Source organism: Sphingobacteriales bacterium, assembly GCA_012517435.1.
GTDB lineage: Bacteria > Bacteroidota > Bacteroidia > CAILMK01 > JAAYUY01 > JAAYUY01.
Window position 1 is genome coordinate 1 of sequence record JAAYUY010000221.1, and the last position, 6930, is coordinate 6930.

Below are 6930 nucleotides of genomic sequence, written 5' to 3' on the forward strand. Positions count from 1 at the left end.
CCAAAGAAAATCTTCTTCAATTTATCACTTTTGATGTAAAAACTTTTGTTTTTAATAAATTGCACCACAAATAAAAGACTGAATTATGAAAAAAATGATTGTTTTTGGAGCGATGCTCTTCTTATCGTTTTGTGTGTATTCACAAAACCTGGTAACCACCACTCCACAGTTCAGAAATGTAGTTCTGGAAGAATTTACCGGAATACATTGCGGTTACTGTCCGGATGGCCATGCGAGGGCTGAGGCATTGTCGTCAGCCAATCCCGGCCGGGTGGTGTTGATAAATGTCCATGCAGGAAATTTTGCTGTTCCTGCTGCCGGTGAGCCTGATTTCAGAACCGTTTTTGGTGATTCATTGGTGGCAAATGCAAAGGTTACCGGTTATCCACAGGGTTCTGTCAACAGGCACCTCTTCCCTGAAATTGACCCACAGAAAATGGCACTGGGACGCACTTCCTGGGCAAGTGCTGCTGCTAAAATATTTCCGTTAATGTCTCCTGTCAATATAGGATTTAAATCAACTTTTGATACGTCAACCAGAATACTGACAGTCGAAGTGCAGTTATTCTATGTTGAAAGCAGTCCTTTATCTGAAAACTATCTGAATGTAGTATTACTTGAAAACCATGTTATTGGCTATCAGACCGATTATGCCAACGGCAACCATACTGACTATGACCACAAACACATCCTCCGGCACATGATTACCGGATTGTGGGGGGATGTAATAAATACAACATCAAAAGGCACTTTGGTAACAAAATCTTATCAATACATTGTTCCTGCCGGTTATAATATTGATAACTGCGATGTGGCTGTTTTTGTGACAGAAAATAAAAATGAGATTTATACAGGTGTTCAGGCCGAAGCCAATGGTGGCAGTCATGACGGCAAAACAGCTTTATATATCGGTGATGTCATCAATACAGGGAAAAAAATCGACAAAGGAATCAAAGGAAATTCCTATCAGTTTGATATGGAGTTACTCAGCAAGCTGTCGGGGGATATGGATTTTAAAATTACCATGACTCATAATGCCCCTGCCGGCTGGAATGTTAGCTTTCAGGTAGATGGAAACTGGTATTCCGACTCTGTAATCACAAGTTTGACAGGAGATGTGGCAAAAGCTGTTAAAATAAAAATTGAACCGGCTGATACACCTGCTGTGGTAAAAGTCAGGCTGAAAATGGAATCCATCACATATCCCGGGGTGGTTCGTGAACAGACAGTCTATTTTATGGCAGGTGTTACTGATCTGGTTATTTCAAATGCAGCGCCCTGGGGAGATGGCGGAAGCACATCTGCCTCAGACTTTAAAGACAATTTTCTTGACGGGCTGAAATATGCAGGCAACAGCGGTTATGCCTCTTCAAATACTGATTTTCTTTTACTTACAGAAAATACCAACGTGTTGTCAAGCGTTAAAAATATTTATTACAATGTTGGCTGGTCGTTCCCGGCATTTACCGACAATCTGGTCAATATCTTTGATGCGTTTATCAATAATGGCGGCAATCTGATGGTTTCTGGACAGGATGTGGGCTGGGATACCTGGGATGCCAACGGAAATGGTACGCAAATCACCAAAGATTTTTATACAAATTATCTTAAGGCAAATTATATTTCAGATGGCGATCAGTCAAATAATCAGCTGAATGCCAATACATCGGATGCTGTTTTCGGACAAACAGGCAGTTCGCAGATTGTCAATGTCTATGGCTCCAATCCTGATAACGGGCAGCCCTATATGTATCCGGAAGTCATCAGCGCCCTGAGTGACGGACAGGCAATTTTTTACTACAACAATACCCCTTCAAAAGTGGCAGCAGTCAGAAGCCGCGTAACCGGTTTCAAAACGGTTTATCTTGGTGTAAGTCTTGAAATGATATCGTCCAAAACCATGCGTAATGAAATCATGAAACTGACACACGACTGGTTTTACGGATTGCTGAGTGATATTGAATTTGATGAAAAGTTCAGCAGCTTATCTGATGTATATCCCAATCCGGCTGCCGATAAAATCCGTCTGAAATTGCAGGCATTCGAATCTTCAGACATACTGATTGTTTCAATGGATGGCAGAACTATCAAAAAACTCAGAAATATCAATCATAATCAGGAAATTGATGTCAGCGATCTGCCGGACGGACAATATCTGGTTAAAGTCATTTCCGAAAAAGAGTGTCAGGCTATTCCGTTGATGATTTTCCGGTAAAGGGAAATCATCTGTGATGAATAAAAATCAACTTTTAACTTTAAATCAGCACACATTTGTGGCATAATATTTTCGGCCTTTGGGCAACTTTAAAAATCTAAATCTAAAATTAACAAAAATGAACGTTTCAGAAAATAATGTAGTTTCAATCATTTATAATCTTAAGACAGAAGGTAGCCATGAAGTTATAGAAGCCGTTAAATCTGACAATCCACTGACTTTCATCCCCGGACAAGGGAACCTGCTGAAGAGTTTTGAAAAGGAACTGATGGGATTAAAAACAGGAGATCATTTCAACTTTGTACTTAAATATGAAGATGCTTACGGCCCTTATCAGGAAGATGCTGTACTCGATTTACCGCTGAGCATTTTTGAACAGGAACTGGAAAGTAATCCTGACCTGCTCATGCCCGGAAATGTCATTCCCATGAGAGACCAGTCGGGCAACCGTTTTAACGGCAAAGTGATAGGAGTTACCAATGAAAATGTAAAAATGGATTTTAATCATCCGATGGCCGGGAAAAATCTCTGTTTTGAAGGGGAAGTGATTGAGATCAGGGAAGCTACTGAAGACGAGCGTTTGTATGGATTAGACAGGGGCTGTGGATGTTCCGGAGGATGTGGCAGCGACAGTTGTTCTTCTGAAGGTTGTGATAGCGAAGACTGCGGAAACGGCAGCTGCGGGTGTGGCTGCTGACAATGCGCTGTTGTCAGGCAGGAAAATATTTCAGCAACATTTTATTGAGTGATTCTATCCGGATAGGTTTCGAAATATAGTCGGTGCATCCTGATTGGAAGGCTCTTTCTCTGTCGTGGCTCATGGCATAAGCTGTCTGAGCAATGATGACAACACCTTGATTAAATTCCCTTATTTTTCTGGTGGCGATAAAGCCATCGATGCCCGGCATTTTAATATCCATAAGCACCAAATCTATATCAGGCTGATTCTTCATCATTTCTATTGCTGAGTAGCCATCGGTAGCCCAGATAACTTTTGCGCCATATCGTGAAATAACCGATTCAAGATAATAATAGTTGTTTATCTCATCTTCAGCTATCAAAATTTTCCTGTTCGTCAGATTGGGTTTCTGATGCTCGATCATCTCAACTTTTTTTGCTGAATGATCGGCTTTCAGTTTTCCTGAAAAGGGAATGGTAAAATAAAAGGTAGAGCCTGAATTGACCGCTGAGTCTAATCGTAAGCTTCCTCCAAGTATGGTAACGAGTGACTTGACAATGGCCAGTCCAAGACCTGTTCCGCCATAATCAATGGCCTGCGAATCCGTTGCTTGTCTGAATCTTTCAAAGATTATTTCATGTTTGTCCGGTGGAATACCAATACCGGTATCTCTGACATAAAATTCAATAAAACCGGGTAAAATTTCATAGCCGATTTCAATATAACCATCCTGTGTGAATTTTAAGGCATTGCTTAACAGGTTTTCAAAAATCTGACTTAGCCTCACCTTATCGCTTTCGATATATACATTATCATCAAGGCTTTGCAGTGAATTACGGATAGAAATATGGTCTTTCCCCTTCAGCTTCTTTATTTTAACGTATTCTCCGGTTATTTCTCTTAAAAATTTATTGACAAAAATTTTGTCGATGACAATGCGGATGTCTCCGGCTTCTATTCTCGAAATATCGATGATGTCAGAAATAATCTGAAGCAGATCGTTTCCTCGCTTAAGAATAATATCAATGTAGGTACATCTTTCTTCATACGTCAGCGTTTCATCTCTTAGCAGGCTCGAAAATCCCATTATGGCATTCATGGGTGTTCTTATTTCGTGTGACATATTGGCCAGAAAGGCCGATTTAATCCGGTCACTTTCCTCTGCTTTCCTTTTTGCTTTTTCAAGCTCTTCTTCAAGGAGTTTTCTCTGGCTGAAATTGGTAGCTATAAACTGTGATATACAAGTATCTGCATGAGTATCTATGCAAAGGTTACCGCTGAGTAAGATGTTAATTATCTCTCCGTCTTTGTGTACCAAATTAAGTTCAAAATTGTCAATTTTCCTGTTTTTTTCAAGTTCCTGACGGATAAAATCAAGGCGAACATGTTCGTTTTCAGGGATTAAATCAAAAATACTTTTCTGCAATAATTCCTCATAATGATATCCTGTCATTTCGAGAAAAGCAGGATTGGCTTCTTCAAAATAAAAATTATTGTTGAGGCTGAAAAAAGGACTCGGTGCATTGGTAAACAGGCTTCTGTAATATTTTTCCCTTTCTTCAAGGGAAGCCTGCATTTGCATGAGTTCTGTAATATCACGCAAAATTCCTCTCATGACAGGAAATTCACGGGATTTTGTATCAATGGTCACGTGTATGCCTACCTCCACTTCTTTACCACTTTTCGAAAGAAGTGTAATATGGTAATTATGAACACTTTGTGTTTCCGAAAGCAAGTTAATCATCTCATTTCGCTGTGCAATATCTTTGTACTGCATACTGACATTATTCCCAATGAGTTCTTCTCGTGTATATCCGAGTAAATGATAGACAGAAGGACTGATTTCCAGAATTTTTCCTTCAAAAGTACTTTCATAATAAACGTCCAGCAGGTTTTCGAAAATGTTGCGGTAGCGCTCTTCAGCTTTTTCAAGAGAATTTTTGTATTGCTCCTGAAGTGAAATATCCATGATAATTCCTTCGAGGAAAATCAGTTCATCCTTTTCGTTCCAGACGCCATATCCTTGCTCGCCTACCCATTTGATTTCATGGTTTTTGGTGAGAATTCTGTATTTCAGCGTGTATTTCTCTCTTTTCTTCAGAGCTTCCTGAACATCCTCCCAGACTTTTATCCGGTCTTCTTCAAAAATCAGGTCGGAAAAAGCGATTCTTTTGTTATCGATAAGCTCTTCAGGGGTGAACCCTGTCAGTTCAACCGAGCGGTTGCTGATAAATTTCATTGTCCAGAATGGGTCGTTCTGGCAACGGTAAATCATTCCCGGAAGGTTGTTGATTAATTCCAGATAATTTTCAGAATTATTTGAAATATTATTGCTTTTTAGCAGCATGGTGGATATTTAACTAAAAAAATCAACATTTTTTAATGCTGCAAGATAAATTCGATAAGGTATAAATACAAATTAATTTTTCACCATAGATCACCTGTAGATTATAATGGTGGGGTCGTAATCTCTCATAAAAAACAGGTTTTTTTCGAAAAAATCCTTAAAAGTGAGTTGTCCTCCGGGGTTTTCAGGGCTGTTAAAAATTTCCTTTCCTGCCACTTCTGCCAGATCCTCAAACTTTACCCAGAAAATTATCTGTTCGTTTAACTTTACATTTGCCACCCAATTATCTATCAGGGGTGCTATCGCCACTATTTTAATGGGAGGCTCTTCAGGTTTTGTGTTGATATCATATATCACCAGATAACGTGAGATTTTTTCAGGGTTAAACGGAACAAAAACGGTAGTGTCATAAAACACATCAGGATTGGTTGGATCGGGATAAATCTGAAATGTTTCTTCTCCTGAACCTATTTTAATAATCTCTTCCGGAGATATTACTTTTTTAAAGGCAGTATCTCTGTAGGCTTTTATCAGACTTCCTTTTCTTCCGGTGGTTACTGCTTCATAAATAATGGTGTAAAAGGGGTTTTTCTTTGAAGCCATGGTCAGATTAGCCTTATCATGATCGTCAATGATACCTGATTTTCTTTGAGCAAATAATTGATTTTCATTTAATAAGAATAGAAAAAGCAATACAAGCAACCATCTTCCTGATTTCATAAGACAATTATTTTTTGATTAAGCATTCAATAATCTCACCAATGTATTGTGTATGGTAGTCTTTCAGGGGATAATGTGAATTTATCCGTTCATCATGGAAATTTTCAGGGGATATTGTGCCTGAATATATTTTACGGCATTTAACAACAAGCCTTGCTTCCCAGAACCAGATAAAACCTTCAGCATCATATTCAGGTGTCAGTCCTGTTTCCCTGACCTTGTCTTTGTGGCGGCCACTGAATTTTCCACAGTAATTGAGAATATGTCGCTGATTTTCAGTGAAAAAGCATAAAGTGAAAAGGGGATATTTTTCCGTAAATTCAAATGTGTATCTTGTCGGTCTGACATAAATGAGAGCAGTTGGTTTGTTCCATAAAATTCCGAAATGTTCCCAGCCTCCTGTCATGGTATTAAAATGTTCTTTTGTCCCGGCAGTTATCAGAAACCAGTCATCCCCGATCAGTTTAAACGGATTGTCTGTCAGCTTTTCAGGCTTTATTTTTTCAAAATCTTTCATCTAATTGATTAAAACACATTTTTTTTACCAGTACAACAAATAATTCTCTGCCGGCTCTGGGTTTGATGGAGCAGTTGCAGGGAGAGAAATGCCGAAAGTTAAAGCAGTTCCTGAACAGATTGATATATTCTTCAGCAGTTCCGCCAAAGGGTGGTTCTCCTTTCCCGAATTGATGGTTAAAAAACAGGCCGACCAGTTTTCCATCCTCATTCAGCAGGTCATAAGCTTTTCTGACGTAGTCTTTTCGTAGATCAGGATGGAGTGAACAGAAAAAAGTATGCTCAATGATGAGATCATATTTTCCTGAGTGTTGAAAAAAATCTTCCTGAATTATTTGATTTTCAGGAAAATGAGGAAATTTTTCCCTGAAAAAACTTACCGCTTTTTCAGCATAGTCGAGGAAAAAAATATTTGTAAATCCTTTATCAAACAAATAGGCAGCCTCGTAGCCA

General features: G+C 39.0%; 6 protein-coding genes. 2 read left to right on the plus strand and 4 right to left on the minus strand.

The window, feature by feature from the left end; genetic code table 11:
• The first annotated feature begins 85 nt into the window (after positions 1 to 85).
• Together GX437_12315 and GX437_12320 are read left to right on the plus strand one after the other, a co-directional pair.
• On the plus strand, positions 86 to 2215 hold the full coding sequence (locus GX437_12315) for an Omp28-related outer membrane protein (GenBank protein ID NLJ08439.1): 2130 nt from the start codon (positions 86 to 88) through the stop codon (positions 2213 to 2215).
• 118 nt (positions 2216 to 2333) lie between these two features.
• Positions 2334 to 2912 carry a peptidylprolyl isomerase gene (locus GX437_12320; GenBank protein NLJ08440.1) on the plus strand — a complete coding sequence of 193 codons (579 nt, stop codon included), beginning with the start codon at positions 2334 to 2336 and terminating at the stop codon, positions 2910 to 2912.
• A gap of 13 nt (positions 2913 to 2925) precedes the next feature.
• Here GX437_12320 and GX437_12325 read toward each other — a convergent pair whose 3' ends face one another.
• The 4 genes from GX437_12325 to GX437_12340 all read right to left on the minus strand — a co-directional run.
• The gene (locus GX437_12325; protein NLJ08441.1) at positions 2926 to 5241 is read right to left on the minus strand and encodes a PAS domain S-box protein; all 2316 of its coding nucleotides are present in this window, start codon (positions 5239 to 5241) and stop codon (positions 2926 to 2928) included.
• A 90-nt stretch (positions 5242 to 5331) separates the two neighbouring features.
• Entirely contained in the window at positions 5332 to 5961 is a 630-nt protein-coding gene (locus GX437_12330) for a hypothetical protein (GenBank protein ID NLJ08442.1), read from the minus strand.
• 7 nt (positions 5962 to 5968) lie between these two features.
• Complete coding sequence (locus tag GX437_12335; protein ID NLJ08443.1) at positions 5969 to 6478, minus strand: flavin reductase family protein; 510 nt, start codon at positions 6476 to 6478, stop codon at positions 5969 to 5971.
• Positions 6465 to 6930: SAM-dependent methyltransferase (locus GX437_12340; GenBank protein NLJ08444.1), on the minus strand; the 466-nt coding region annotated here is incomplete at its 5' end. The genes GX437_12340 and GX437_12335, both read right to left, overlap by 14 nt.

What these genes read in the sequence shown, in the direction of transcription:
- GX437_12335 (NLJ08443.1), bottom strand. Translation starts at nt 6,478, where the DNA reads ATGAAAGATTTTGAAAAAATAAAGCCTGAAAAGCTGACAGACAATCCG.
- GX437_12315 (NLJ08439.1), top strand. Translation starts at nt 86, where the DNA reads ATGAAAAAAATGATTGTTTTTGGAGCGATGCTCTTCTTATCGTTTTGT.
- GX437_12325 (NLJ08441.1), bottom strand. Translation starts at nt 5,241, where the DNA reads ATGCTGCTAAAAAGCAATAATATTTCAAATAATTCTGAAAATTATCTG.
- GX437_12320 (NLJ08440.1), top strand. Translation starts at nt 2,334, where the DNA reads ATGAACGTTTCAGAAAATAATGTAGTTTCAATCATTTATAATCTTAAG.
- GX437_12330 (NLJ08442.1), bottom strand. Translation starts at nt 5,961, where the DNA reads ATGAAATCAGGAAGATGGTTGCTTGTATTGCTTTTTCTATTCTTATTA.